At 46.9% G+C, this 26,095-nt stretch carries 17 protein-coding genes; 5 read left to right on the forward strand and 12 right to left on the reverse strand.

From position 1 onward, the window contains the following. The 7 genes from C2M36_RS06775 to C2M36_RS06810 form a co-directional block, all read right to left on the reverse strand. Window positions 1–753: hypothetical protein (locus tag C2M36_RS06775; protein ID WP_158678868.1), on the reverse strand; the 753-nt coding region annotated here is incomplete at its 3' end. A gap of 128 nt (window positions 754–881) precedes the next feature. Continuing rightward, window positions 882–4,382: a S8 family serine peptidase gene (locus C2M36_RS06780; protein ID WP_105254270.1), complete on the reverse strand. Its 3,501-nt coding sequence runs from the start codon at window positions 4,380–4,382 to the stop codon at window positions 882–884. Window positions 4,383–5,211: 829 nt separating this feature from the next. Next, window positions 5,212–7,026 carry a S8 family serine peptidase gene (locus C2M36_RS06790; protein ID WP_105254272.1) on the reverse strand — a complete coding sequence of 605 codons (1,815 nt, stop codon included), beginning with the start codon at window positions 7,024–7,026 and terminating at the stop codon, window positions 5,212–5,214. 525 nt (window positions 7,027–7,551) lie between these two features. After that, entirely contained in the window at window positions 7,552–9,804 is a 2,253-nt protein-coding gene (locus tag C2M36_RS06795; RefSeq protein ID WP_105254273.1) for a tetratricopeptide repeat protein, read from the reverse strand. 4 nt (window positions 9,805–9,808) lie between these two features. Continuing rightward, window positions 9,809–10,576 carry a response regulator transcription factor gene (locus C2M36_RS06800; RefSeq protein ID WP_234399110.1) on the reverse strand — a complete coding sequence of 256 codons (768 nt, stop codon included), beginning with the start codon at window positions 10,574–10,576 and terminating at the stop codon, window positions 9,809–9,811. A 124-nt stretch (window positions 10,577–10,700) separates the two neighbouring features. After that, complete coding sequence (locus C2M36_RS06805; protein ID WP_105254275.1) at window positions 10,701–11,018, reverse strand: hypothetical protein; 318 nt, start codon at window positions 11,016–11,018, stop codon at window positions 10,701–10,703. Window positions 11,019–11,135: 117 nt separating this feature from the next. Beyond that, complete coding sequence (locus C2M36_RS06810; protein WP_105254276.1) at window positions 11,136–11,969, reverse strand: mechanosensitive ion channel family protein; 834 nt, start codon at window positions 11,967–11,969, stop codon at window positions 11,136–11,138. Between the two features lie 175 nt (window positions 11,970–12,144). Here C2M36_RS06810 and C2M36_RS06815 point away from each other — a divergent pair, with 175 nt between their 5' ends. The 3 genes from C2M36_RS06815 to C2M36_RS06825 all read left to right on the forward strand — a co-directional run bounded on the left by C2M36_RS06815 (window position 12,145) and on the right by C2M36_RS06825 (window position 14,600). Next, window positions 12,145–12,519, forward strand: coding sequence for a hypothetical protein (locus C2M36_RS06815; RefSeq protein ID WP_105254277.1), 375 nt, complete (start codon window positions 12,145–12,147; stop codon window positions 12,517–12,519). A gap of 65 nt (window positions 12,520–12,584) precedes the next feature. Further along, complete coding sequence (locus C2M36_RS06820; protein WP_105254278.1) at window positions 12,585–13,304, forward strand: methyltransferase family protein; 720 nt, start codon at window positions 12,585–12,587, stop codon at window positions 13,302–13,304. Between the two features lie 177 nt (window positions 13,305–13,481). After that, window positions 13,482–14,600: a GGDEF domain-containing protein gene (locus C2M36_RS06825; RefSeq protein ID WP_105254279.1), complete on the forward strand. Its 1,119-nt coding sequence runs from the start codon at window positions 13,482–13,484 to the stop codon at window positions 14,598–14,600. Window positions 14,601–14,602: 2 nt separating this feature from the next. Here the strand turns inward: C2M36_RS06825 and C2M36_RS06830 are convergent, their stop codons facing one another. From C2M36_RS06830 to C2M36_RS06850, 5 genes are all read right to left on the reverse strand, one after another. After that, window positions 14,603–15,751, reverse strand: a complete 1,149-nt coding sequence (locus C2M36_RS06830) for a catalase family protein (protein WP_105254280.1) — start codon at window positions 15,749–15,751, stop codon at window positions 14,603–14,605. 9 nt (window positions 15,752–15,760) lie between these two features. Continuing rightward, window positions 15,761–17,977, reverse strand: coding sequence for a c-type cytochrome (locus C2M36_RS06835; RefSeq protein WP_105254281.1), 2,217 nt, complete (start codon window positions 17,975–17,977; stop codon window positions 15,761–15,763). A gap of 58 nt (window positions 17,978–18,035) precedes the next feature. After that, complete coding sequence (locus tag C2M36_RS06840; protein WP_105254282.1) at window positions 18,036–19,079, reverse strand: SMP-30/gluconolactonase/LRE family protein; 1,044 nt, start codon at window positions 19,077–19,079, stop codon at window positions 18,036–18,038. After that, the gene (locus C2M36_RS06845; protein ID WP_105254283.1) at window positions 19,079–21,094 is read right to left on the reverse strand and encodes a patatin-like phospholipase family protein; all 2,016 of its coding nucleotides are present in this window, start codon (window positions 21,092–21,094) and stop codon (window positions 19,079–19,081) included. The genes C2M36_RS06840 and C2M36_RS06845 overlap by 1 nt, the downstream gene beginning before the upstream one ends. Window positions 21,095–21,332: 238 nt before the next feature. Then, the gene (locus tag C2M36_RS06850; RefSeq protein ID WP_105254284.1) at window positions 21,333–21,626 is read right to left on the reverse strand and encodes a hypothetical protein; all 294 of its coding nucleotides are present in this window, start codon (window positions 21,624–21,626) and stop codon (window positions 21,333–21,335) included. A 276-nt stretch (window positions 21,627–21,902) separates the two neighbouring features. Here C2M36_RS06850 and C2M36_RS06855 point away from each other — a divergent pair, with 276 nt between their 5' ends. Continuing rightward, window positions 21,903–22,475, forward strand: coding sequence for a hypothetical protein (locus C2M36_RS06855; RefSeq protein ID WP_105254285.1), 573 nt, complete (start codon window positions 21,903–21,905; stop codon window positions 22,473–22,475). A gap of 294 nt (window positions 22,476–22,769) precedes the next feature. Next, window positions 22,770–26,084 (forward strand): Ig-like domain-containing protein, encoded by a 3,315-nt coding sequence (locus tag C2M36_RS06860; RefSeq protein WP_158678869.1) that lies wholly within the window; start codon window positions 22,770–22,772, stop codon window positions 26,082–26,084. The last annotated feature ends 11 nt before the right edge of the window (window positions 26,085–26,095 follow it).

Genomic DNA, 26,095 nt, shown 5'->3' on the forward strand with positions numbered 1-26,095 from the left:
GCGCCAGCTATGGCGAACGGTCAGCTCCACTTCTAAAGAGAAGGTGCTTAGATGATGCGGCACAAAAATCTCGCTCTCTTGAGCTGTGGCGCCATTATCGACTATGGTCATCTCGCTAGCATTGTTAAAGCTGTAGGTTTGTACGCCCGGGGGCAGAATCTTTAAGGTTACGGCCTGTTGTTTTAGCTGGCTATCCTTGTGGGCGGTGAGGGTAAAGACATAATCACCCCACTGAGTTTTGTTTTTGGTTGGCACTTCCAGGGTAAAAGGGATGCCCGCGTTGATTTCGCGGTGCGACAGTTTTGCCCCGGGTAACGAAGAAGCGAGTGAGAGTCGCAATGTGCCGCTAAAACCATCGACGATACGGCTGTTACAGTTGAATGTGGCGGTCTCGCCGGCGTTGATGGTGAGTACCGAGCTGGCGCAATGCAAATTGAATTGTGGGTCTAATTTAGGTTCTTTGTTGGCTGCTGTCGGTGTACCACCTGAAATGCTCTCGCCAACCAAGGTATCTATGCTTTTGGCTGCATAAGGCAGTTGGGTGCGCGATGCGAAACGCAGCGGGTTGTTTGGAAAAAGAGGGTTGCTAAGTTGCCATTGAGAGCCGATTGACGAGCCTGTGGTGTGCAGCGCATAGCTGTCATTCATATCCATATTGTGTGCTGCATTAACGTCAGCGTCGCTTGCCAGCAAACAGGCTAGGGTTGCGGTTGCTATCAGTGGATAGCGGATCAGGGTTGAAAGATTAGCCACAATAAAGCTCCCAGGTTTTCGAATATTAATAACCATCCCTATTTTCTCTTGTTGATTTACGCTCTTATGTTAAACGTAAATTAAGAAGAAAAAGGAAGGCTCTAGAGAGCCTTCCCAGGGTTTACAGCTTACTTACGTTTACCGTTACCTTTTGACTTAGGAGAAGCCACGATGGTTTCTTCTAAAGAACAGTTGGTAGTAGCGCCAGTTTCACATACTTGGTAAGTGAAGCTAGTCGCAGTAGAGTTAAAGCGATCTGTGTAGCTTGTCTTTCTTACACCTGAGTCAATTAGTGCACCGTCACGGTATACATCAAACTCAGTTGCAGTTTGTGCAGTCCAAGATAGGCTTGCTACTACACGGTCACCAGAAGTTTCAGCGTCACCTTGTACAAAGATTGTTGGCTCTGGTACAGGCTCAGTCACAGTTACGTCTTTAGTGATTGAGTGCTCGGCACCGTCATCATCGCTTACAGTTAGGGTTACGGTGTAAGTACCCGCAGCTGTGTAGCTGTGTGAAGGGTTAGCTAGAGTTGAGCTAGCGCCGTCACCGAAGTCCCAAGACCAAGTTGTTACCGCACCGTCAGTGTCACCAGATAGGTCAGTGAACTGTACGTCCAGGTCAGTAGCGGCGAAGCTGAAGTCAGCTACAGGTGCTACGTTAGCCGGAGCGTCTACCACAGTGAAGCTTACTTGTGCCTGGTCGAACGCGTCTTGCGAGTCAGTAGCCACTGCAGTCACGATGTGGTCACCAGCGCCAAGCGTGTCGATGCTGAATAGTGCACCAGTACCGATTAGGCCGTTGAAGTTATCGTACCACTTGATACCTGCGCTTAGGTCGCCATCTTCTGCGTCAATTGCAGTACCGTCGAAGGTGATGCTGTCGCCTAGGTTGAAGCTAGTGCCACCCATAGGTGCATTGATAGTCATTTCAGGCGCTTGGTTTTCAGCCGGTGGTGGAAGTATCGCGTCACCGTTAGATGCTGAGATGCTCCAGCTGTTAAGTACGCCGTTCATGGTGTAGCTTGACGTATCTTCTGCGTATAGACGCCATTTACCCTTGCTTGACTCACCTGCGAATTCTACTGGAGTAAAGGTATGGATAAGGTCTTTATTCCAGAAATCACGCCAAGTTACTAGCTTCACTAGAGTACCAGCAGGAGACTGTAACCAAACGTTCAAGTATTGAACTGAATCGTAAGAGATGTTTACAGACACTTCTAGCGCATCGATAGCAACACCGGTAGGTAGGTCGATTTCAGTGAATACACGGCCGCCCCACTCAGGAAGTGCAATGGCTGTGTTGTTAGAACCGCTTACCGTAGTGTTGGCAGCTGCTACAGAGAACTCGATGCTCTGGTTAGTCGTTTGACCCGCTGAGTCGGTAACAGAAGCCGTTACTACGTGGTCGCCAGCAGATAGGTCAGACTTAGTGAAGCTTGCACCGTTGCCGATAACACCATCCACGCTTGACGTCCATACAACAGTTGAAGTTAGGTCGCCATCTTCAGTGTCGCTTGCATTTGCAGAGAAACTTACAGTTTCGCCAACAAGGAAGGCGCTGTTGTTTTCAGGAGTTGCGATAGACACGTTAGGAGCGAAGTCAGTAGCACCTAAAGGCGCGCCGCTTAGCTTCAACGTCCAGTTGTTTAGAATACCGGCGTTGTTGTTGTTGTGGTCTTCTACTTGTAGCGTCCAGTTACCTAGGGCGTTATCAAGCTCGTGGTCGTAGTTTACAAAGTCCATCTCAAGACGGTTACCCGCTTGGCCTTCGAAGCTGCGAAGTACAGACTCTTTACCGTTAGGTGCTACTAGCTTGATCACTAGGTCAGCGATGTTGTCGTGAGTGATGTCAACGTGACCTGCAACCTCAGTGATAATCATTTCATGAGGTACATTGATTACGCTCTCAGCTGGTGCTTCTGGTGCATCGTCGGCAATCAATACCGCTTCGTTGTTGCTGAAGCTCGTAGACGTGCTGCCTTCAGGCCATACACGTAGCGTTAGAGGTAATGTTTTAGTGATATCACCGTCTACCGCAGTCACCGTCATTTGGTACGTACCAGGAGCAGTTGCAGTTGTAGTGTTGATAGTCATAGTTGTGGCTGTGTCAGCAGCAACAGGGTTTTGACTAAATAGCACTTGTGCATCTAAAGCTGGAACAGTAGACAGGCTTAGAGTCGCATCGCCTGAGAAACCACCGGCAGCGGTCAGGTCGATAACGAAGTCTTGGCTTTCGCTTTGGTTAACCGTTGCAGACGAAGGCGTTGCATTCATAAAGAATGAAGGACCTGTACCGCCTGAATCAGCCAAGGCATTAAACACGTTCATGCGCTTGCCGTTGATGGTTTTGCCTTGTAATGCGGCTACGTCATCACCCGTGCTCATTAGAACCTGTTTAAGCTGCGCAGTAGTTAGGTCTGGGTTACCAGATAATAGAAGCGCTGCTGCACCGGCTACGTGAGGCGTGGCCATTGAAGTACCGCTTAGTGTGTCATATGCACCACCAGGAACGGTTGAAACAATGAAGTGACCAGGAGCGGCAATGTGTACTAGCTCGTCACCAAAGTTTGAGAAACCAGATAGGTTGTCTTGGCTGTCGGTAGAAGCAACGGCCATTACGTTTGGTACGTCATAACCTGCAGGGTAGAAACCGCCTGGATCGATATCAGATGAATCGTTACCTGCTGCCGCTACGAATAGCATATCGGCGTTGTTGGCTGCCGTGATTGCATCTTTAAGCGTTTGCGTGAAACCACCGCCACCCCAGCTGTTGTTAAGAACGCGAACGTTGTTACCGGCATTTTTAAGACCGATCATATAGTCGATACACTGAACACCGTCGGCAAGGGTACCACCACCTGAACCCAGGAAGCTACAACCTACCATGCTGGTACGCCAGTTCACACCAACAACACCTAGGTTGTTGTCACCTTGAGCACCAATAGTACCGGCTACGTGAGTACCGTGAAGGCCTGTGTCTTGAGGGTTACCATTGTCTAGGATGGCTGAGATACCGTGGATGTCATCGATATAACCGTTACCGTCGTCATCGATACCGTTTCCAGGGATCTCGTTAGGGTTGCGCCAGATGTTATTTACAAGATCAGGGTGTTGGAAATCGAAACCTGTGTCGATAACACCCACGATTACTGATGCATCACCGATGGTGTAATCCCATGCCGCTTCGGCAGAGATTTTTTGCATGCCGTAAAGGTTTGCATAGCTAGGGTCGTTTGGAACAGCTTGGTGCTTAACGATGAAGTTAGGCTCAGCGTACTCTACAAGTGGGTGGTTTTTAAGGCTAGCCAATACAGCATCTACTGAACGGCCCTTACCAAGATCTAGTACCGCAAGACGACCGTTAGCAATGTTGCGTAGGCGGTCATCAACACCGTCGTTGTTTTTATCTTTGAAAGATACGCCAAGGTTACGAGAAAGCTCTTTACGCTCTTTCTTAGCTACTCTTTCTTTGAACTTAACGATAACAGTTTGTTGATCGTATTCTGGTGCTGCTTTGTGTGGCGCTTGCGCTACTGCTAAAGCAACAGGACTGATACCAGCTAGTAGTGTAGTACCTACTAGTGTTTTGATTAGTTTGGAAGATGACTTCTTGGGCGTTTTCATCATCTGATCTCCTGTTGTTTGTAAATTTAACTTATGGTTGGTTCATTTGTACGTACCCACTTCATTCTCCCTGTAAGTCGCACGCTCGCACTTCTTGTATGCGAATGTATATAGTTATATACCTTCGTTTGTATATGATCAATAAAAATGACGTAAAAAATTCACATTTATTTATAAAAAATGTATAGGAAGTATGCAGCGGTATGATTTAAAAGAGGTTTTTATTACAGGAAAATGACAAATTATTTTTTATTCATCGGAAGAATTTCGTGTTTTTGTCTATTGATGTGCAAATTGCAATAGAATTGTTAGCAGGACAAATGTCCTATAAAACCAGTATTTATGCAGTGTTGCGCGTTATTTATGCACGGGTGGCAGAGAGCTTTGCCAGGTCTGAGAGGCGCCTGGAAATTGCTCAATTGTATATAAACTTGTATTTCAGCCTAATGCACTTAGAGCCAACCAAAGAAGATGTATACGCTGTATACAAAAAACTGAGTCTGGGCGACAGGCGCTCTGTCTTGCCTTAGGGACAATGAGACAGGGGAGCGGTGTGCTCAAAGCCCAGTCGCTCACTGTGGCAGCTGATGGGGCTGTAATTAAGGGCGGTATGACATTATAGACATGAGTCGTAGTATGCCCGCGCTGGCTTGTACTTTATTGCCGCGCCTGGAGTATCGCACTGAACTTGTGTGGCCCTTGGCATGGGCGGGCCTTGTATGTATGGGGGCGTTAAATGGGAAAATAGTGGGGGCTAAAAAGAAAAAAGCAGCGGCTCAATGGGGATGAGCACACTGCTTTGGTTAAGGTCCAACTAGAAAAGGGTTTCTGCTTAGAAAGAGATTACTTGCTCAGCAGTACAGTCTGTGGTGTTTTGGTCACAGGCTTTGTAAGTGAATGTGCCGCTTACCTTACGTGAGAAGGTATCGTTGTACTGCGCGCCATTAGCAACAGTGGCAATCTTGGCACCATCACGGTAGATATCAGCACTACCCGAAGACGCACCCAGGGCAACAAGCTCTACCTGGTTTTTACCTTTGGCAAAGGTATGTGTGGCGCTAAGTGATAGCTCACCCGGAGTTGGGGTGTTGCCACAGCCGTTTTGCGTTAGGTAATCGTGCGCGGCCTTGGCTTTAACGATACCGTAACCGAAGTATACGTCGTGACCGGCTGCGCCTTGGTCTTCGGCGGTCATCTTCAATGCGTCACGGATTTGCTCACCACTACACTCGGTGTGGTTTGACCAAACTAGCGCCGCAACACCGGCTACCGCTGGTGAAGCCATAGACGTACCGCTCATGTAACCGTAAGCAGAAGGAGTAACACTTACTGAGATTGAAGCGGCATTCAAAAATGCATCACGGTCAGCAAGGTCTGCACCAATTGCAGGGATAGATGTGCTGTTCATATCACCCAGGGTGCCATACAGTACACCGTCAACGTTGTTAACGATAACCGCGCCAACACCGCCAGAGGCTTCACAGTTTGCTACTTTATCGTGGAAGCTGATGTTACCGCGGTCGATAACACAGATATGGCCCTGTGCACCGGCGTCTACTGACTCTGCCGTGCCCATGAAATAGCCTGCAGCCGTCGCTTCACCATCGTTTTCCATGCCTGCAGAAGCATAGAAAGTACCGTCAGCGCTTAGCGACGCAATATCCGCCATGCCCGCTGGGTAGGTAGAAAGCGTTTGAACACCGCCGGCCGTTGCTTCAACACAGATGGTTTCATCGAAGGTAGCGCGCTTACCGCGACCGGTTGTACAGCTTGGAAACTGAGAAAACGGTGCAATGTTGTTATCGGCGTCGTTGGCGCCAACCATCATTACCGCAGGGTAGGCTGCAGGATAAGACGCAGCTGAGTTACCATCGTTACCCGCTGCAGCGACGATAAGACCACCATTGGCACTGAACTCGGCAAAGGCGTTGGCTTCGACGTTGTTGCTACCGCCGCCACCTAGGCTCATGTTGATGATATTGGCACCGGCTTGGCTACATAGGTTAGTAGCATGGGCAAGATCTGATGAGTAAGCCCAACCGCGCTCGGTGAATACCTTGATAATGTGCATTTCAACGCCTGGGGCCATACCCACAACGCCGAATTCGTTATCGCTGGCACCAATGGTACCGGCTACGTGGGTGCCGTGTGGGCCACCGTTTACATTCCAATCGCCTGTGCCTGGGTCATAATCACCCGTGATACCGGCCCAGTTAAAGTCAGGGTTTGACTTATCAAGACCTGAGTCGATAACACATACTTTCATGCCGGCGCCGGCAATAAAAGGTACCTGGTTAGCTTGTGACTGGTATACAGCGTAAGGTGTAAGCTGGCTGGTCATAGGGTTACCAGCATCGTCGTTGTATAACGCAAATGGCTTACGGATTTGGTCTTTTTCGATAAGTTTTACATGTGGGTTATTAAGAACACCCTTAACCTGAGAAAGGTCCATGCCTGGGAAGTTAGCAGCAAAGAAACCTTCGCCGTCTACTTTAATTTCTGCGCCAGACTGAACGGCTAATGCTTTGATAACGCCTTTACTGTTGTTATCAACCTGGATTACGAAACGAGAATCGTCTGCTTGTGCGCTTGCTGCTGCGCTAAGTGTTAATGCCGCTAAGGCGCTCGCTATTTTTGTTACTTTCATAACTTTGCTCCAATGTGTGTAGGGGGTGGCGTTACCTTGGTGTTGTCCGTACACCGCGAAAACGCGTATGACCTACAAGTTGGTGTTCAATGCTATTTATCTTTGCGGCTTCTGGTGCTCAGGCATAAATATTTGAACTTGCTAAAAAATATAACGTGATCCCTTCCCTCGAAGAGGAATGAGGAATCATTTCAATGACTCAACATATACATTTATATACATATAGACACTAAAGATCAAATAAATTTAACTTTTTATACACAGTAATGACAAAAAACTGTCTAAAAAATCCTGCTTTTGGATGATAAGTAACGGAAAATAATGGAAATTGTTCGATCAGACGCAGCGATAAAATTAACATTAAAAAACAGCAAACTTGTATATCAAAGCGGTTGTTAGCTAAAAAGGGGACTGTGAGTGCGAGGAGATTGGCACCTTGACAGCACCTAGACGGTGCACTGTTTATGCTGCAAGTAGCAGGAGAGCATTGTTTTAAAGAGCTAAGCGTCGCCCAAACTCAGGTGCTCAGGCATTATTACTCGGTGGCGGCTTTTTCGGACAACGAATCGTAAGTTTGGCGCCACCTAGCGTGGATGAGCCAACGATCAGTTTACCACCATGAGCTTCACTTATTTTTTTCGCTAGTGCCAGGCCCAGGCCGACACCGCCGGAATCACGACAACGACTGAGGTCGAGGCGCACAAAGGGTTCGATAACACGCTGTCGCTCGGCAACCGGGATACCCGGGCCATCATCTTCAATACAGATCTCATAATGTTGAGATTGATTATTCAAGGTGACATGCACTTGGGTTTCAGCAAAGCGGGCGGCGTTGCGAACAATATTGGAAACGGCTCGGTTAAGCTGATGGCTGTCGGCATGCACGAGACAAGGCTGTGCGCCTTTTTCGGTCAATTCGAAATGTATGTCCGGATAGAGGTCGACATGAGACTCAAGCAAGCGCGAGAGCATGTTGCCAAGTTTTAGCTCGCTGGTGTGCAGTGCCCGCGACTTGTTTTCAAGCTGGATAAAGTCCAGCGCTTCTTTGATCAGTTTTTCCAGCTCGGTCAGGCCATCATTAATCTTGGTGCTCAATAACTTGGTGTTGTCGGCAACCAGAGAGTCTTCCAACATATCGAAGGCCAATTGCACTCGCGCCAAAGGCGCTCGAAATTCATGGGCAACCGCTTGGATCAACTCGCGCTGGGATTTGATGTTTTCATTTAACGAGCGGTTTATCTTATTTTGATGCATGCGGTTAACGAACAATAGAATAAAGGCGAAGCTGGCACACAAGGAGGCAATCCAGACATTGCGGGTGTACCTTTGCTGCTCAATCTCTTTGCGCTTTAAACTTTGATCCGCTTGTAAGAGTTTGATTTGCTGTTCTCTTTTTTCCGCTTCGAAATGGCTTAACAAGAAGGCGACCCGTTGATCGCTCTCGGAGTTAAACATCTCATCATTGACCTGTTTAAACAATTCCAGGTAATAAAGGGCTTGAGCCAGATCGCCCCTGTCCTTATAAATTTGATAAAGATACTGATAGGCATCGCGCACCATGCGCTTATCTTCAACATCCGTAGCCACCTCTATAGAGCGATTGGTTAAATGGATCGCTTGGGTGGTCTCACCTTTAAGCTTGGCTATTTTCGCACTGACCAATAACGCATTCGCCTGCAGGGGGATAATTTTTAGATTGATAATTTTTTGCAGTGCCGGCTCGGCGTACTCCTGAGCCAAATCCGCATCGCCTAACTCTATATAGGCGCTGGCGATATCAATTTTGATCCGTGACATCATGGCGACATCATCCAATTCCTGGGCAAGTGCCAGGGCGGATTGATATTGATGCAGTGCGGCATCGAATTGATGTTTACGTTGGTGCACGGCCCCCAAGTTAGTGAGCATTTCGGCAATGCCAAGCTTGTCCTGCAAGGTTTCGTAATAACCCAGTGCCCGCTGTAGGTAAGACAGCGCCATATCATAGTCTTCGAGATAGAAGTAGGTGAGGCCAATGTTGCCGAGCACTTGAGCGAGACCGGGAACATCGTTAATACGCTCGCGAATGGTCAGTGATTTTAATTGGTAATCAAGGGCTAAACTATAGTTACCACTGGTACCGTGAATATTGGCGAGGTTATTGAGAGACACGGCGATGCTTTTCTCTTCGCCTATTTGTTGCTGCATCTCAAAGGCACTTTGAAAATACTCGAGTGCTTTTTTTGGCTCGCCCAGGGTTTGGTGAATGATGGCGATATAATTAGTGGTATTGGCGATACCCCGGGTATCTTGTTGTTCCTTGGCTATTTCGAGGGCTTGTTCAAAGTTTTTCAATGCCGATTGGTAATCGGCGGTGCGCCAATAGATGATCCCCTGCATGGTAACAGACACATAAAGACCGCGTTTATAATCGACTTCTTTTGATAGGGCCTGGCTTTGATTGGTGCGAGCCTGTGCCTGTTCGTACTGCCCCAGGGTAATATGAGCCCAGGCCATATTATTGAGGACCGTTATATGGCGCTTTTCATCCGGGTACTTGGCAAAACTCGACAAGGCCTGCTGTGCATATTCCAAGCTAAGCGGAGGATTGTTATCCCGGTAGGCTTCCACCAGCTCGGTTAAAATCTCGCCTTTTTCTCTGCCCTTGGCCTGAGGCAGTTGCGCTTCGAGTTGGGCAACGCTGCTTTGTTCTTCGTTATCACTACCCTGCACCGAGGTACTAAGCCAAAGCCCGGTACCTAGAAGCAAACAGAGTAGTAATAACAGTTTAAAGCGCATCGTATTATCTATCTCCTACGAAGAGATAACCCTTACCGTGGATAGTTCTAATTCTAGTCGAAGGATTGTTGTCGTCGCCAAGCTTTTTGCGGATCCGTGACACGCGCAAGTCTATGGTTCTGTTGGAGCTTTCATAACCTAGCTTGGCAAAATGCTCGGAAATAAACTCCCGGTCGCAGATCACTCCGGGGTTGCTGGCTAATAAGGCTAGCAATTCAAACTCCGCGGTGGTCAAATCCACCACCTTGCCATCTTTTTCGGCGCTTTGATATTTTTTATCTATCACCAGGTCGTCAAATTTGATCAAGGCTTCGTCTTCTGCCTTTTCTTCGGGCTGAGGCTCGCTGCTTGGCATTGGCGCAGGCGCCTCATGGGGGTTACGGCGCAGCAGGGCACGCACCCGGGCAAGCAAGACACGTGAGCGTACCGGTTTGGCCAGATAATCGTCGGCACCAGTTTCAAGGCCCGCTACTTCATCGATGTCGTTGTCGAGCGCGGTCAGCATGAGGATAGGGCCGTCGTAGGTGCCCTCTAAACCAGGGTAACCATAGCGTGCCTGGCGACAAACTGACAGGCCGTCCATATCTGGCAGCATAACGTCGAGCACCACCAGGGCCGGCTGCTCGGTGATAATGGTTTGCACCGCTTTGAGGCCGTTGTGCTCAATTTTGGTTTTATAGCCGTTGGTTTCAAGAAAACCCGCCACCAGTTGCGCCAACTCGGTGTCGTCATCTACTACAAGGATCCAGTTATTATCTTTCCCGTTCATCATTTTGGCTCGACAGTAACATTTAATTCATAACTTCATAATCATACATGAGTTTGTATTGAGTTGTATATTGATGTTTTAGCCTGGGGCCGGGGCCAAAAGTACCCTTGTGTCTGTGTACCCGGCTTCAATTAAAATTACGGCAAACCTGCCTGGCCAGCACTTCGTTGTGCTGGGTCGGCTCCTGCTTATAAATGAGATAATACTTTTCACAATGACTGCCCTTGGTCGCGATAAAGTCGGGGCTAAGCAGATCCGGGGTCTCTTTTAAGCGCGCCTGCGAGGGCGTGAGCGGGGGGTTAACCTCGGCGCTGGCTACAGGGCCAACATCCGCGGGCTTGTCTGCAAGCATTATCACCATCAGTGCAATAGCAATAAGCAGCAGCATGGCCACGGCGAGAGGAACTTTATTGTGGATATTTGCCGACATTAAACCGAAGAACATATTTACGCCCTGTTTTTAAACACTTTTTATTTGCTATGAGTATAGCCTATTGGTGCGGGCTAGGGTGGCAGTGTCTAAGAGTGCGGGCACGACTAGGCGTGCCCGTGATTAAAAAACTTAAGATTGGGCTTCGTGCTTGAGGGTAACCACACGCTGGGGGAAGGGGATGTCAATATGGGCCTGCTGTAAGGCCTTAAAGACCGCCTTGTTGATTTCCAGTCGGGTGGCTACCTTGGCCTTGGTCGGCGCCCAATAGCGATATAAAAGCACCACACTGCTGTCGGCAAATTCGTTGATACCTACCTGAGGTTTGGGGGTCTGTGCAACTTCGCCCTGCGAGGCAAGCACCTCTAGGATCAGCGCTTCTGCTTGTTCATAGTCGGCATCATAGGCAATGCCAATGGTGCCTTCTTCGAGCGAATAATCGAAGGAGTTATGAATGATTTCGCCAACAATATGCTTGTTGGGAATGGTGATCTCCACTTCATCTTCATCGCGTAAATGGGTCATGCCGAGCTCGATCGCGCTCACCTGACCGGTGACTCCCTTAACCGTAATGGTGTCACCCACCACAAAAGGACGGGTGGCAATGATGGCCAGACCCGCACCATAGTTTGACAGCATGCCTTGCAGGGCGAGGCCGGCGCCCAAAGAGGCGGCACCTATGGCGGCGACGAAAGGCGTGACGCTTATTCCTACCTTACCTAGGGCGATGACCACAAAGGTCACAATGAGTAGGACCCGAACCATGTTGCTGGTAAAGGTGGACAGGGTGATGTCAATTTTGTGGCCCTGCATCAGGGTAAATATCCAGCGGCTCACCCGTTGCGCCAACCACAGGCCAAACACCAGTAATATCAAGGCCAATACCAGTTGGGCGCTGTAGGCCACAAGGAAATCTATCGCCATCTGGTAGTAGCGCTCTACCTGGGCTATTTCTTGTTCGATCATCTAAGGTTTTTTCTCGAATAATGTGTTTGCTAAATAGTAACGACTTAGCACCTGTAATTCGAGTGACAATTAGTATTTGAATCTATAATTAGCAAAGGTTCGCCGAATAATTGCGTCCGGGTTCAACGCTTACACACAGAGCCCGACGCCGCAGTGATAATTAGACGTTGGAATTATGAAATACTGGATACTCACTATTGCCTTATTATTTTCGTCAGGCTTGTTTGCCGCGAATGAGAGCCCGGACGGTACCTTGGAGCAAATGCGCGCCGATGCCCTGTCACGCATTGATGTCCTCGCCTGCCTTGAAAAGGGCGGGGTGATAAAAACCGTGTGCATGAATGCCATCCCCGCCTGCATTTACACTTACCCGGATGCGGGCAAGCAGTGTACCACGGGCACGGATTGTCAGGGCCATTGCCTAGTTGTGGGTGACTTTGTGGCCGAAGGCAGCGTCGTGGTTGGCCAATGCAGTGTGGATAACGACCCCTGCGGCTGTTATCAACGCATTCGAGATGGGGTCGCCGAATACGCCATGTGCACGGATTAGCAGGGTAAGCGTATTACTTAACTCGCTCGGTTAGTCTCGCTTTCAACACTCATTTTGGGGCGCATATGTCAGCCAATTCATCCAATAATGTTGCGCTTAAAAGCATGTCCCTGCGTCAATGGCTCGATTTGATCTTGCTGTATCTTTCCTTCCCTCTGATTCTATTTGTGTGCAGTTTTGACCTTGGTTGGTGGCAGGCCTGGGTCTATTCGGCGCTGGTGTTTGCTTTTGGCGTTGGCGGCCATATGCTGGCGGAGAAAAGGAACCCCGGATTAGTGGCACAAAGAAAAAGCCTCGCGAGCATTAAAAAAGCCAAACCCTGGGACAAGGTACTCGCCCCTTTAATGGCCATAAGCATAGGTTTCCCGATGATCATAGTGGCCGCTCTGGACCACAGGTTTCAGTGGTCCGCTGCGTTTCCCCTGTGGCTTAATTGGTCGGGCTTTATTTTGGTTGCCCTTGGCTACGGCATCGCTACCTGGGCCTTGGTAGAGAACCGCTTCTTTATCAGCGTAGTGCGCATTCAAACTGAGCGAGGCCATGTGGTGTGTGATACCGGCCCCTATCGCTTTATTCGCCATCCCGGTTATGCCGGCAGTGTATTAGCGCTATTTGGCATAGTGCTGGCGCTTGATTCGCTTTGGACCTTGTTGCCAACGGCGTTTGCCACGGTTATTACCCTAATAAGAACCCAATTAGAAGATACAACTTTGCACAAGGAGTTATTGGGGTACAGTGAGTATGCGCGGCGGGTTAAATATCGCCTGCTCCCCTGGGTGTATTAATCGGCGCTGTGCAAGTAGCGACGAATTACCCCTTTGGAAGGGAAACAGGCCACCAAGCCAGGTAAAAAAGGCGTTAAACTTTTTGCTATATTCAGTAACAAATCATCAAAGGCTATGGCAGAATAAGCAAACAACAATAAAGTGTGGCCACAGCGCCGCCGGTAAAAATAACTCCCTATGATAAAAAAACTTGTTCACCTGGGTTTTATAAACATAGGCACGGACCGCCTTGAACACGTTGAAGCAACTAAGGTGCAAACCACCAACCTGGTTACCGTGGTGACCTGTGTGGTTGCCCTGTTGTACGCTCTGTACTTTCTTCTTTCTTTAAACCAGACCTCAGTAGCCGCTATTAACTTGGTGTTTGTTGCCTGTTACGGCTTGGGGTTGTTGTTCTCCCATAAACGCTACTACCGAGGGGCCAAGGTGTGGTTTTTTACCGTACTGATGGCGCATGTTTACCTCTTTAGTGTGTATACCTTTGGCGTTGGCGCTGGTTTTCATTTTTATTATCTCATTATCACCCCGGGGGTTTTTCTGCTCTTTAACGAAAACGATCGAGTGGAAAAATTTATCTTTAGTTTAGCTGGCGGCATTCTCTTTTATTTATGCTCCGAGGCGGGGGACACGGCGCCCGTTATTTCGCTCGATGGCCAATCCGAACGCCTGTTATTTTATTCGGTGATCTACGTAACCATGATTGAAACCTATTTCATCATGGCCTTACTCAGCCACAACATAGATCTTTACCAAAAAGAGTTAAAGGCCATCGCCGCAACCGATGCGCTAACGGGGATCAACAACCGTCGCATGTTCATGATGATTGGCGAAGAGCTATTCGAAAACGCCAAGCGCTATGAGCACCCTTTGTCGTTGCTGCTGCTGGATATTGATTACTTTAAAAAGATTAATGATGTGTATGGTCACCTGGTCGGCGACGAAGCGTTAAAGCAAGTGGCCGCAACGCTAAAAGCGAACCTGAGAGCCAGTGATTCACTGGCGCGCTATGGTGGCGAAGAGTTTGTGATGGTGCTGCCGGAAACCGATATTAGCAGTGCCCTGGCAGTGGCTGAAAACCTGCGCCACGCCATTAGCGCGATTCAAATCGAGCTTCCCGACGAGGCGCCGCTGACCTTTACCGTGAGTATCGGCGCCGCGGAAAAAACACCCGACACCCCTTGTCTGATGGGCTTGCTTACCTGTGCCGATAACGCCTTGTATCGCGCCAAAGAAACAGGACGCAATAAGGTCATAAACCATGGCCAGGACAAAGAAGCCGCTCTAGCGTTTAGCTAGCATTACTCGGCTTCGCACTCACTGCCGTCGAGCTTGAGGCACCAGCCCTTTGGCTCGAACATCTCCTGGCCGTTCTTATCATGGCGATAACGGGAGACGCCGTTGTACACCGCTTTGCGTAAGCGGTTGATCCCGCCGACAGGCTCCAGCGCCTTTACGGCATGCCAAGGGGTAAAAGACAGGTTTTCACAAAACTTATTTTGCTCCTGGGTATCAAAGTGCTGCTCGGGTATCTCAACCCGTGCGACCTTAATAAAGGGTGAGTCCTCGCTCTGCCACTTTACCGTGGTGTCTTCCACCGGCATGTACTTATCCGTATTTTGCAGTTGCACCATAAAGTCGAAACAGGCGCCGGTTTGACCAAGGTTTTTGCTCAGTTCCTGGCGTAAAAAGTTGGGCTTATCTCGGTTTACGGCGATGGCAGTGTTGCTCGTACAGGCCTTGGCGCTGTATTTCATAAACTGCTCTTGGCCCAGACGATAGGCCGAGAGACTATGATATTGCTCGGTTAGCAGGCTGTCCGGCGCCGTCTTGAGGGTTTTAGCGCCGAGGTAGAGCGACCTCAGGTGCCACTTAAAAATGTTCCAGTTAAAGTCATTGAAAAAGTAACCAAACTTGCTGCCTTGTGCCTGGTATTGCATAAACTTGGCATATTCGGCGACGTCCTTAATAAAAAACACATCGCTGTTGATCATAACAAAGTCCTGGGTTTGTGCATCCTGCTCCAGCGGCAGCAGCTTTTTACCGTCAACGCCCATGACTTTAATGGCCATGCCCCTGGCATCTTTGACGCCATCCGCTTGGGGTCGGGTATCGCCGCTGGAAAAACGAACCCAGGCCTGATATTGACCCGGCTCGGCAAATACCCCATGCCTTAAGCGCGCATCCGTGAGTTCGGCAACGCTGAAGGTTGCTTTCACACATCCGTGGGCTTTCGCATGGACATCTCTGTGGTATGGGGCAGGCGCCGTGGCCGCCTGGCTGCGATCCACCATTTGTACCGCCGATGAAATAATATCGGCGATATGGGTTTGCTCATCGGCTGGAATAACAATCCCCAGGCTGCTTTGCTTTTTGTCCTGGTTAATGACAAATAACACCGCGATCAGCGCAATGACGCCGGTTAGGCAAAAGACTATCAGTTTTTTCATCTTGTTCCTCTACAGGCCTTCGCACTGAGTTGATGGGTTTGCTGCTGACGTGCTTGGGTGCTCGGCATCAGGGGAGTCTTTATGTATTTTTAAATACTCGATAATGGCCAGGCGCTGTGCCGGCGTTAAGGCCGGGCCGATGACACCATATTGGGGCGGATTACCCGGCTGGTAGGGAATATAGCCATCCCTGAATTCATGTCCGATATTTTTATTGCCGTCTTTTTGGGTATCAAACAAGAAGGCATGGCCCGCTTCTTTTTCGGTCACATAACCTAGATGCACGGGATCGTACTCCCTTTGCCCAACCCAAAATTGGCTATCGCGCTCTGACACAGGCGAGAGCAGTTGGTAGATATTGGGTACCGAACCATTATGTAAAAACGGCGGTGTGGCCCAAATGCCTTCTAAGGGTCTGGCCTTGTAGATCATTTTTTGTTGCGGCAAATCCAAGGCGCCAAAGCCGTCCATACAGGCTTGCTTTTGCGGCGAGAAGTTTTTGTCTTGATAGTACTTCTCTCTTAAATAGATGCCGGTAATGTTGAGTGCTTCACCCAGACTGAGCGTGTCCACACTGAGCTTGGCTAACGCATCGTCCAAGGAGCGCAGCTGTTGCTGGATAAGGGCGGTTTTGATGTCTTGCTGAACATCATTATCGCCTTGCTCAGCAATGAGCTTATCCAGATCCGCTAATTTGGCGTACTTGTTTTGCCAGTTGTTAAAGCGTTGCTCTATATCCTGGTATTGCTGCGGATGGTCGCTTATCCAGTTGGTCGTTAAGGTTAACGCCTCGGCTTGTGGCTGAGGTTGTTGCAAAAACTGCTCAAGGCGCGGCGAGTTAAGAAGCACCTTGGCCAGTCGTTGTAACTGCCTGATATTCATTGCCCGGACTTTCTGCGCAATTTCGCTGTTACTTAAGCCCGTTTTACTGAGGTCGAAGCGGTAGTTTAGAAAGTTATAGGCGGCATTGGGGTCTGTGCCGACTTCATTAACGGCGAGCTCGCTCATTATCCACAGCGGTTGGTCTTTGCCTTTTAATGGCGTTTCGATTTGTTTAACCAGGTCACTGGCCGGGTGTGGACCATGACAACCGGCGCAATGGCGCTGAAACAGCTGTTGTCCCTCGGCCGCTTTGATTTTATCTACCGAGCCAAAAATATCTTCCGGCCACTGCGGTGGCGTGAGCTTTTGCAAGGTAGTTTCTATGGTAAAGATTTGCTCGGGCAACACGGAGGAATCAAAACGCTGCTCAGGAGGTAATGGATTGCCATAGCTGTCGGTCAGTGCAATGTGCGCGCCGACCCCAAGTGCTTCACCCATGTTACGCGCCATGGGCTGCTTTACCGATGCGCCATATTGCACCCAGTTAAATTTCCAGATATTCCAAAGCGGCGGGTAGTTAACCGGGCCGGTGGCCTTATGATAATTTTCTGCCGACAGATTATCGCCAAAAACGGTATTGCCGATGCGCGCCAGGGCATCGGTGCGGCCAAAGCCCTCGGTCACCGGATACAAGCCTTTACTGGTATCGTTAAAGCCCTGGGTTAAAAAGCGCATTAAGACTTTGCCGAATTTTTTCCTGAGGACGGCCTTGTTGTGGTCGTTATATTGCTCGCCCAGTACCTGGGTAGCAAAGCGATCAAATTTAAGCGGGTTGAGATAGGTACTGGTCATCGACGCCACCAGGGTTGGCACAAAGTGACCCAGTTTCATGGTGGTAAAGGCATGCATGGCCTGGCCGCCATCGATGCGCAGTGCATAATGTTTGCCGTCTTTTCGGTAGTTGAGCTGACCGTTATGACAGGCAGCGCAGCTTAAATCCAGCAGTTCGCTGCCCGATGCCTGGTCGAAGTGTTTGGTAAAGCCCAAGGGGTATTGATAGGGGTTTTCAGGACTTGGGGTGTCATCTACGATAAAGCCATAGGCCTTTAAATGTCCTGGGTCAGCAAATCGCGTCTCGCCCCAGGGCATTTCCAGGTGCGCCAGCCAGTCATATTCTATGCCCTTTAAGCTGGTGCCCTGTGGTGTGTAATAGTAGGTTTGACGTTCGGGTGAATGTGCCTCGAGCCCCCAGCCCTGATCCAGATAGCGGGTTTCTTCTGTCGGCACATAGTCCGGGATTTGCGAGGCGGGATAATGCACCAAGGCAAATAGGCTAAGGCCAGCCAGTACGATTACACCCGTCACATAGAGCAGGATACGTTTTGTTATTTTTATGAATGTCATTGTATTAACCAAGGTTAGAAGGAAGAGGGGAGAGCCCCTCCACCGAGTTATTCCCGAACTAGCCGTTAAACGCCAATGTTAAGCCGGAATTTTTCATTTGTGCTTTTACCAACATGCCGCTGGCACCCAAGGTGACATAAGCGGTTTTATTGTCTTCGCCACCAAAGCAGATATTCGAGGGCAGCGGCGCAAACAGACCTTCACCCAGATTGATCTCGATATATTCCAGTACCTCTCCCTCGGGAGACACCACCGTAATACCGCCATTGCTAAAGGGGTTATTGCCTTGCGGTAGCATGGTGGCCAGATACAGGTTACCCAGCTCATCGACCGCCATGGAGTCATAAATAGCCTGGCCTTCAAAGCCTGTCAGCAGGTAAGTGCCATCGAGCGAGTTGGGGTTTGGGGCAATTTCACCGGGGGCCGACAGCTCCCAGTACAGCAGTCGTCGTGTATAGGTTTCCACCGTGTACAGACGCTTGCCATCGGGAGACAGGGCGATGCCGTTTGGTGCATTTAACGGGAAGACCATTTGTTTGATAGCGCTGCCGTCCGGAGCGGCATAATAAATACCCGTGATATCTCGGGCTCGGCCATCGTCCTTGCCCCAGTCGGTAAACCACATACCACCTTGGGTATCAAAAACCAAATCGTCTGGCCCGCGCAGCTTAAACTCGGGGGTAAGGGGCTGGTCCTGCCACTGCATCTTGGTCATATCTAAGCGCCGGCCGGTATGGCAACTCGTATATAAGGTCTCTACCTTGGACGTCGCTAAATTGACCTTATCTATGCTGCCACCTTTATAGTCTGCCGACTTCCCGGTGCCGATAAACAAGGTTTGTTTTGGCAGGGGCACCGGTAGCCACTCAAAGCCACCACTGTTACAGATATAGACCTGACCATCAGGCCCTATGGCTGCGCCGTTGGGGCCACCGGCTATTTTGGCAACGACCGATTTATCACCCTTGGGGGAAACCCGGGTTAATTGCTGATTTTTAATTTCAACCAGCAACACGCTACCGTCTTGCATATAGACGGGACCTTCCGGGTAGCCCAGTTGATCACAGACTATTTCAAAGTTAGAACATAAAAAACTGGACATTATAGCTCTCCGCTGGTGGTTGTGGTCGTTAAGTCGACCGACTTAAGCATTTGATGAGCAAGTTGGAAGCCCAGCTCCCGGTAGGCTTCAAACTGCATTTCATCAAAAAATTGATTGTTGGTGCTCTGGTGTGGGAAATCCGGGTTTATTCGTTTATAACTCTTCAGCTCTTCATTTACCTGCTGGATCATGCTGGCCTTCACATAGATAAAGCGTCCGTAGCTGCCATCGTCATAGGAAATTTTACCTTCCGACCAGGCAATATTGGATGTAGCCTCTGTTTGATTAATGGCGCTGACATCAATGGCAAGTTTGGCGCCAAAATCGACCCGAGCCAGCTTAATGAGCCTGGCCAGGTCCTGATACTGGTAGTTGGGATCGGCACCGGCGTCACAACAAACGATGAGTTTGCATTTACGGCGTATCAACTCGTAGCAGGCTAGGTTTTCAAAGTGGCCGCCATCGGAGAGGTGAATATAGGACTGTTGTTCGTTCAAGCCCTGGCCGAACATATCTTTGAACATGTATAGATACCACCAGGGCTTATTGAAGAAGTTTGCCGGCTTGGTGGGTTTATTTGGGTTTTTCAACCAGCAGCCCAAACGCAGATTCAGCAGTGACATGATAAAGTTCAGCTGTTTAGAGCGGGTCATCGGCGTATTGGTGGCGATGGCTGCGCCCGAAATGGCGCAGGCGCTGGCCAGGTCCAACTTACCTCCCATGTAATCCTGAGTCGCCCTATACCCAGTGCTGTCAGAGCCAGAATATAAAGGGGTCAGAGTGAAGCAGTCGCCGCCGCGGTTCTTATATTTCGCATTGGTGGAGCCCAGCAATTCAATGTTGCAATTAATAATGGGAAACGGCGCGTCCGTGGCTTTGAGCTGGCCCAAGAGAAGTTGCTGATCATAACTGGAAGTTTGCTGGCATATCTCTTCGTTCACATCTTGCTTGCTCAAATGACAGGGCATAAAGGCATCTCTTAACCTGTCTCGGTAATAGCCGTGCATAGATACGGCATTGATATTACAGCCCAATACCAAGAACAGCGACAAAAACAGTAAGGGATAAAAAATGGTGGGTAACAATTCCCATTGCACGGCGAAGTGATAACTGATCATCACAAAACCAAAACAGGTCAGCAGCAGGCCTAAATCTATTAGTACGCTGGTCAGCGAATATTTAATATCGGCACGGCCGTTTCTGTGTGCCGCATAGCGGGTAATGAGGATGCCAAGCAAAGAAATACTAAAGCTGGTATGCACCAGCCATTCCGCAAATCGCTCAAAAAACTTATGAAATATAGGGATATAGCCAAAAGCTAGCAGCGCTAGGGCAAAGGGGAAGAGGTTACTCAAATAATATCTGAGCGTCTCGGTGCGGTGGTTCGCCCGCGTAGACTCAAAGCCCGTGCTGATGGCGGTTATTAACATCACCCCAAAACTGGCTATCAAGGTTATAAGGCCAGCGGCACGTAATAACGAAAAACCGTTAAAGGGAGGATGTATGGCCAGTGCAGAGAGGTTTGTAGAAAATTCATAACTTAACAAAAAGAGTAGCAGCAGCAGTACGGGCACCATGATCAACAGATTGATCAGGGTCCCGGTTAAGATAGCCGTTAACAGCGAGCTTTTATTGACGCCAAATCCTGGGGTTAGAAAACTACTGTGTGCCCTTAACCAACCGAGAATATCGCTTGAGCGCCGATCATGGCAATTGGTACTAAAGGGGAACCGACTGGGGAAGCGAGATTTAAACCAGGTAAAGGAAGTGGCGATGTAACTGCCGCCGGACACCGAAGACAGATAATCGAACTGTTTCAGTTGGTCATTTTTCGCCAATGCCTGTAGTACACCGAGGTTAAAGGTTGCCGAGCGGATACCGCCACCGGAAAAAGCCAGCGCTTTGGCGTCTTTATTGTTATCGCTATTTAGGCCGCAGGCCGTACGTCGCTCACTCAGCCATTGCTGTTCCAGGTTTTTAATATCCTGGTCATATGTTTCTTGGAAAGAACTCATTGTTAAGTTGTTGTTATTGTTTTTGTTATATTATCTATGTTTCTACAATTAACTCAATCAGTGTGTGCGTTTATTGCTGTTAGCTGTGTAGGGCAAGGGGCTGGAGTAGAGAAGGGCTGTTTTGCAATTTAGCCACCAGGACCTAGTAACGCTGGTGGCTATTTATTTATGATTCGGTCGTATGTGAGCAGTTAAATGGCTTAATCTACTGCATGAGCAGCGGACCAATGCAACCTAGCTAGTACATACAAGCGTCTATGGAAAGACCAAGTTCATCGGCGACAAATTGGCCCAAGGCTTCCATAGTGTCATCATCGATAATTCCGGCTTCATATAATAAGCGCGCTAAATTGCGTAAACCCATTCTCGGTGTAGGTTGCTCACTGCTGTGCTCACCCATAACACCGGTTTGTGCAAAGACCTTGGTTGCCTGGCCCCAGCACGCCTGCTGTGGATTTTTTGCCTCTGCCGCGACAGCAAACGACGACGCTAAAAGTACTGCTGATACCATGGTGTAAGTGACTATCTTCATTGATTTGATCCTTAAGATGAGGGAAGTATCTGTACGTACTGCGCGTGTACGAGTAAAAGAATAGACCATCAGAGGAAGTCTGTAGAGGTAGTCTGGATAATCAACCTGGGCACACAATGTGCTGTTTCAGATTCGCTTATTAGCACAAAACGGAGAAAACTAACCTGGTTTAGTTCTAGTAAGTGATAAAAAAATTGTTAATAATAGGTAAAAGATAAAAGCGACGTAATCGCTCGATATTAGGTCGTTTACAATTTGCTCTAAAAAGGACTTAAAATGGAACAACGCATTGAGCTGCATCAAGTAGAAAAAGTTCAAGCAACTGAAATGGAATTTTATACCGTGTCACCAAAAAAGTTCCTCTTTTTATACATAGGCACGTTTGGATTGTATGCTGTTTATTGGTTCTTCAAACACTGGAATAATTATAAACGAAGTACCAATGAAGACATGTGGCCCATTATGAGAGCAATTTTTTGTGTTTTTTTTGCCCATTCTTTATTTTCCCTCTTTGAAATGAAGTATGAAATGAAAAAAGGTAACGCACCAAAAAGTATAGGCTACCTAGCAACAATATTTATCATCGCGACAATAACGAGCAATATAAGCGGTCAATTCGTAGAAAATGGCTACCTACTTCCTTTATCTCTATATATGAGCTTCTTGTTATTACCGGTTACCTGTTGGTGTCTATGTAAAGCTCAGTCACTCGCAAACTATGCAAGTGATGATGTGAGCGGTAGTACTAATGATAAATTAACTTTCCTTAATTATATTTGGCTAACTATTGGCACGGTTTTTTGGCTCCTTACCTTGTTGGGTACTTATGCTATTGCTAGCGGGTCTTAGGGAAATCAATAAAGCCTAACCACCATAATAATATCGCAGTCTTAAAGGGTGGTAGGTTTTTATTTTGTATAGACTCTTTCATTCATGCTTTTAAAATTAAATTTTTCTTTGAGATAAAGCGTTGATTGCTTGATGTATTTTATATACAAAGATCTTTTTTGATTTTTCTATTGATATGAAAAGTACTGAGTGATTGAAAGGTTTTCATTTTTATTTATTTTGGTATCAATTAAAAAGAAAAATTAAATTATAGGTTTTAAATTAAGAATAGGAGGTTTTTATATGGTTAGGATTGTGGCTTTTATAATTTTGCTGTCTACAATTAATTCAGTTAAAGCTGAATTGCCATTATCTTTGGTTGAAGATTATAATAAAGAGCTGGTAAATAGTAACTCTAATCCGAATGGGTTCAAGATCTATAAGGGAAAGGTATTATTTTTTGCCAGGAGTGAACAGTATGTGAATAGTTTGTATTCATATGACACTGTATCGGGAAAAAATGAGAAATTAGCAGATATTAATACTTCATTTGATCTTGGCAGGTCTAATGTGACTAACAACGGAGTTCTCTTTGTAGAAGATTCACATCCAATAAAATTGTGGGTATCCGATGGTACAGTGACAGGCACGCATGTTATCAGCGAGTTAGGAAATAAGTATTCTGAATCATATAGTTTCGTCTCAAAACAATTTCAAAATAATGTCATTTTCAGTATTGGTGAAAATGGCGATATACTTCTCTATAAAAGCGATGGCACAAGCGAAAACACAATTCTAATTGAACGAATTAAAAATGAAGGAAGTGATTATTGGAAAAGGGTGGGTATAATTGAAAATGATGACTCCATTATTGCATCTTATCAAGATAATTATTTTTATTTCTTCGATGAAGAAAATAATAAGCACTCATCTTGTTTTTGGGAGTCTGGTGTAGCGAAGCTCCGGACGACGCATGGACGAATATATTTTCATGCACCGAATGACCTGAACTTGTACTTTTGTGACATAGAGTCGTCAGGCGTTAAGAACATAAGAGACGAAGTTGAATTAGAAGGCGATAGAATACAGATGCTCTTCCAAAATGATTCGTCAATCTATTTTGTAACTGAACAACAAAGCGGTGACTTAAGGGCTATACGATACGACCCCGAGGGAATCAAATACAGCACCCCGTACGACCCAACTGTAACCAGTACTATCATTGATGGGCGAGTTATATTTCAACACTCTAGTGAGATCTACATAGAGGGACAGTTAATAGAATTTCCTCAAAGTGGTGGTTCAAGTATAAGACCTCGATCTAGAGCTACCGGCTGCCTACAAGGAGCTTGTTTTTTAAGGACCTCACCTTTCAAAAATAGAGCTGAACTATTGTATGTAGAGTTTGGCTCAGTTAAGGGTGAAATTCTACATGTTTTTGACCCGAAAGCCGAGATTGGATATACGGGGCTCAGCTATGGTGCTGCAGCAAATAAGAAGCTAGTTTACGCCCAAAAAACCTGGGATCTCGGTATGGAACCTCACGTGCTCGATTTAGAGAATAAAAGCGAGTCACTCATTGAGGACATAGACAAGACAATAGAAACTGCCAGTTCGGACATCTACAGAATTCAGGTGATCGAAAATCGCCTTTACATTAACGCTAAGACTATCAATGGACGCCAGTTATGGTCCTATGATCCTTCTAGTAATGTATCCACGATGGTTGAAGATATAATCGATACAGACACTACCTTCGTTCAACCTCAAATACTAAATAAAATCTATTACAGCAGGCCTCCCTTTGATAGATGTTGGGAAATCTCACTGATGATCTATGATATTGATACCGGTAAACGCCGGGAGACAGGTTGTGGCCATATTGGTAAAGTATCAAATTTTTCCGATGGCTATTTAATAGGGAGTGATTATAGTCTTGATTATTTTAAAGGGCCTGCGTTGGGTTTTAAAAGGAAATCTATTTTATATGATGAACTAAATGAAATTTACGATATTGAGGTTTATGGTGAAAAAGCATATATAAGAAGAAAAAAAGACTTTGTAGTGCTGAATGAAGATTTTAGCTACGAAGTTTATGAGACAAACGAAAATGAATCAAGGCGTTTTTATTCCTATGTTGGTCAAGGCGAATGGCTTTCAATGAAGGGGCGATTATTCAAGGGTGAAGGTTTTTTAGATACGCAACTTAAAAGTTTATTGAATGAGAATGACTTTATACGATTTTTAATGTATTCGGGTAAGAATAAATTAATCGAAATAAATTCAAAAAAGTTCATCTACAACACTGAGAAAGATAGTGTTTCTGAATTTACACCATTATTAAACACTAAGCTTTTTTATCATAATAATGCTCTCTATCAGATCGAGTATGAAACAGGAAATATCTATCGTCATGATTTTAATGAAGGTGTGGATAAGCTTTTTGCTGTACTTGGTAGAGTTGGTTGGCATGATATTCGGTTTTACAAAGACTATATATACTATTATTCAATGTTTTCAGAAGATTCATTGAAAAGAGTGAGCCTGATTTCTGGTGAAAAAGAACTTCTAACTACAAAGTTTCGGAAACAAGAAATTAGTTTTGACGAAATTATTAACGATGAATTTGGTAATGTATATTTCAAAGCTGATCATGGTGGTTATGGGAATGAGTTATGGAAGCTAACTAATGAAAATAAGCATGCAGCCGAAAGAAGTTACGTTATTCGGCACGATTTAAAAAATCACTTTAAATTCCCTGTTAGTCTTAACAATGTTCATAGTAAATTTAAAATATTAACTGAGTCGAAATTGGGAAATATTGCTGTTGAACCGGAGGGGTTTAGCTACATACCCAATGCTGGTTCATTTGGGCCTGAAATTATTAAGTTTAGCTTTCTTAATGAGTTAGGTGAATCAAATATCGGTAGATTGAATATTTATGTAAACAAGCGCCCCACAGCCAACGCTGATACCCTCAAGACCGTTTCCATGTACGACCGCTTCAACCCTTTATTAAATGATGATGATGATTCCAATTTAGCCGCGCGTCATATTGAAATAGTAGAAGAGCCAAAACATTCAAATTTTTCTTTGAACAGCTTTTGGGTGCTCCAGCGTGATCAAGGCTACATTGGACCGGACTCTTTTAAATACAGGTTGGTTGACGACGAAGGCGATGCATCTGAAGTTGTAGAAGTGAATATTGATTTTTCCAACCGCAACCTGAATTCACTACCTTGGTCAGAACCAGATAAGTATTATTTAAATAAAAATACGAACATAGAATTAGATATTCTTGCAAATGACTCTGATCCCGATGGCGATAATTTTAAAGCTGTAATTTACATTCTGCCTAAAAATGGCGGCCTTTATTACGTTGATGATGTTTTAGAGTATCGACCTGATTTGAACTTTGAGGGGGAAGATGCCTTCTGGTATTACATAGTTGATGATTATGGTCAGGAATCGAGAAGGGTTGAGGTTAAACTACATGTAGGAAGCGAGGTTGTAGGTCCTCCTCAATCTTCTAGCAATAGTGGCGGATCTATAGGAGGTTTTTATCTGTTTATCCTGGTCTTATCAACTGTCACAATAAGAAGCATGACAAATAGGGAACTAAAAGCGTAAGGGGAGACTGG

Origin of the sequence: Pseudoalteromonas sp. T1lg75, assembly GCF_002964705.1 — a bacterium.
Lineage (GTDB): Bacteria > Pseudomonadota > Gammaproteobacteria > Enterobacterales > Alteromonadaceae > Pseudoalteromonas.

Coding starts and splice junctions, on each gene's coding strand:
- C2M36_RS06800 (WP_234399110.1), bottom strand. CDS start 10,576: ATGATGAACGGGAAAGATAATAACTGGATCCTTGTAGTAGATGACGAC.
- C2M36_RS06855 (WP_105254285.1), top strand. CDS start 21,903: ATGGAACAACGCATTGAGCTGCATCAAGTAGAAAAAGTTCAAGCAACT.
- C2M36_RS06825 (WP_105254279.1), top strand. CDS start 13,482: ATGATAAAAAAACTTGTTCACCTGGGTTTTATAAACATAGGCACGGAC.
- C2M36_RS06810 (WP_105254276.1), bottom strand. CDS start 11,969: ATGATCGAACAAGAAATAGCCCAGGTAGAGCGCTACTACCAGATGGCG.
- C2M36_RS06815 (WP_105254277.1), top strand. CDS start 12,145: ATGAAATACTGGATACTCACTATTGCCTTATTATTTTCGTCAGGCTTG.
- C2M36_RS06820 (WP_105254278.1), top strand. CDS start 12,585: ATGTCAGCCAATTCATCCAATAATGTTGCGCTTAAAAGCATGTCCCTG.
- C2M36_RS06850 (WP_105254284.1), bottom strand. CDS start 21,626: ATGAAGATAGTCACTTACACCATGGTATCAGCAGTACTTTTAGCGTCG.
- C2M36_RS06840 (WP_105254282.1), bottom strand. CDS start 19,079: ATGTCCAGTTTTTTATGTTCTAACTTTGAAATAGTCTGTGATCAACTG.
- C2M36_RS06780 (WP_105254270.1), bottom strand. CDS start 4,382: ATGATGAAAACGCCCAAGAAGTCATCTTCCAAACTAATCAAAACACTA.
- C2M36_RS06835 (WP_105254281.1), bottom strand. CDS start 17,977: ATGACATTCATAAAAATAACAAAACGTATCCTGCTCTATGTGACGGGT.
- C2M36_RS06795 (WP_105254273.1), bottom strand. CDS start 9,804: ATGCGCTTTAAACTGTTATTACTACTCTGTTTGCTTCTAGGTACCGGG.
- C2M36_RS06845 (WP_105254283.1), bottom strand. CDS start 21,094: ATGAGTTCTTTCCAAGAAACATATGACCAGGATATTAAAAACCTGGAA.
- C2M36_RS06790 (WP_105254272.1), bottom strand. CDS start 7,026: ATGAAAGTAACAAAAATAGCGAGCGCCTTAGCGGCATTAACACTTAGC.
- C2M36_RS06805 (WP_105254275.1), bottom strand. CDS start 11,018: ATGTTCTTCGGTTTAATGTCGGCAAATATCCACAATAAAGTTCCTCTC.
- C2M36_RS06830 (WP_105254280.1), bottom strand. CDS start 15,751: ATGAAAAAACTGATAGTCTTTTGCCTAACCGGCGTCATTGCGCTGATC.